The sequence below is a fragment of the Okeania sp. SIO2B9 genome, assembly GCF_010672505.1.
Lineage (GTDB): Bacteria > Cyanobacteriota > Cyanobacteriia > Cyanobacteriales > Microcoleaceae > Okeania > Okeania hirsuta.
On sequence record NZ_JAAHGK010001493.1, the window covers coordinates 1 to 1,683 of the forward strand.

Annotated in this window: 4 protein-coding genes; 2 read left to right on the plus strand and 2 right to left on the minus strand. The window is 33.0% G+C overall.

The features are described from left to right. Window positions 1-113: 113 nt before the first annotated feature. Window positions 114-290 carry a hypothetical protein gene (locus tag F6K13_RS31975; protein WP_205127377.1) on the minus strand — a complete coding sequence of 59 codons (177 nt, stop codon included), beginning with the start codon at window positions 288-290 and terminating at the stop codon, window positions 114-116. Window positions 291-683: 393 nt separating this feature from the next. Between F6K13_RS31975 and F6K13_RS35630 the strand changes: the two genes are divergently transcribed. Both F6K13_RS35630 and F6K13_RS35635 read left to right on the plus strand, forming a co-directional pair. Continuing rightward, complete coding sequence (locus tag F6K13_RS35630) at window positions 684-887, plus strand: hypothetical protein (protein WP_338043188.1); 204 nt, start codon at window positions 684-686, stop codon at window positions 885-887. Between the two features lie 3 nt (window positions 888-890). Beyond that, window positions 891-1,103: a hypothetical protein gene (locus F6K13_RS35635; RefSeq protein WP_338043187.1), complete on the plus strand. Its 213-nt coding sequence runs from the start codon at window positions 891-893 to the stop codon at window positions 1,101-1,103. 102 nt (window positions 1,104-1,205) lie between these two features. On the opposite strand, the gene F6K13_RS31985 is transcribed toward F6K13_RS35635, so the two are convergent. Then, window positions 1,206-1,683 (minus strand): lipase (locus tag F6K13_RS31985; RefSeq protein ID WP_287289722.1); only part of this gene is annotated, 478 nt, incomplete at its 5' end.

Consider the following 1,683-nt stretch of genomic DNA (forward strand, 5'->3'; position numbering starts at 1 on the left):
TAACCAAACGAAATGATTTATGAAGATAATCATTAATTTTGAATTCTCTTTTATCATTTTCTTTGTGGGTTTAATACCCCACCGTCAACGGGGGTGTTCAAAATTACTTGGGGTTAGAATCCCCATGTAATTTTCCTTCTGTCTCCTGTCTCCTGTCTCCTGTCTCCTTCTTCAATGCAAAGCTTTTTCAGCCTCTTACTTGATTTATTTTCCTGTAGTTGAGATTGTAGGAAGCTTTGAACTTTATTATAGTATTGATTTATAGATTTTAACGGTCTGCCATTTATCACTCTTGGGTTTGATTCCGGCTTGATTAAAAGTTAATTTAGCTAAATTGTTTAATCCTATATCAATACTGGCACAACGTTTTTTTTCTAGCTCGTATTATTTTTCAGTCGCTTCATAAATCACTTCTATTACATAATGGTTAAGTTTAGGGACTAAACGAACCTGTTTAATTTGTGAAGTAGGTACTAAAGTTTTTAGATAAATTCCAGTTTTACTTGGATTAATAATTTCTTGCTAATGAATAATTACTTCTAAGTGGAGAAGGAGACTTTAAGAAAGCGGTTAGCACTCAGCAGTCAGCAAGATTATTTTCTAAAGTGTAAAGAAGGGGATTTTAATCCCTCCTAACTCTTCATGTTCCACCCTTACTAAATGGAGAATTACGACGGTCTTATGTGCTTTGGCAAAAATATATTTGCCCTATCATTGTATTAGAATTTGTTTCTGGAGATGGTACTGAAGAAAGAGACAAAACTCCACCAGTAATATCGGATTTTCAAGAGCATAAAAAAACAGGTAAGTTTTGGGTTTATGAACAAAGGATTAGAATTCCATTTTACGGCATTTATAAAGTTAAAAAATCTGCTGTAGAATTATAAAGTTTGACTTCTAATGATTATGAATTTGTAGAGGCTAATGAACGGAGTCATTTTTCTATTCCACAGTTAGGTATTGAGTTAGGAATTTGCCATGGGAGGTATAATCAAGGTAATTTATTATTGACTGGTGAAGAACTTGCTCAACAAGAATATCAACGTGCTGAGAGATTAGCAGAAAAATTATGTCAAATAGGAATAAATCTAGACCAAGAATAAAAATAAGAAATATACAAATTATTTGGAGCGATCGCTTGCTTTTTCTCTCGAAATATAGTGAATCAGCAAATATATCTTTTCAGCAATTCCTTGGGACTAAAATTAACGGATAAAATTGAGATTTAGTTTTGACTTTGGATCTACTTTTAATTCCTCAACAATTAGTTTCAAAACTTTTTCATCTGATACCATCCAAGCATGAAGTAAAACATTTATTTTGATGTCTTTACCCACTGGTATTTGAGAACTTCTAGCAGGCAAAATCATCGCATCATAAGGAGTCCAAATAGAGGTGAAATTTATCTGCTCTAATAAAGCAATATCCTGGTTTAAATCTTCCAGAAAAGCACTTTTAGGACGCATCTGAGTCGGTGCTGCTAAATTTAAAGCATAGCCTGTTAATGTGCCGTTGTGTGGAGAAGAAATAGTAATAAAACGTTCTACTCTCTCTATACCACCTAATCTTTGAACATAATAACGACTGACTATTCCTCCCATACTAAAACCTATTAAATCAAAGGGTTGGTTAGGAGGAAATATTTTATCTACATAATTCGCTACTTGTTCGGCTAATTTATCT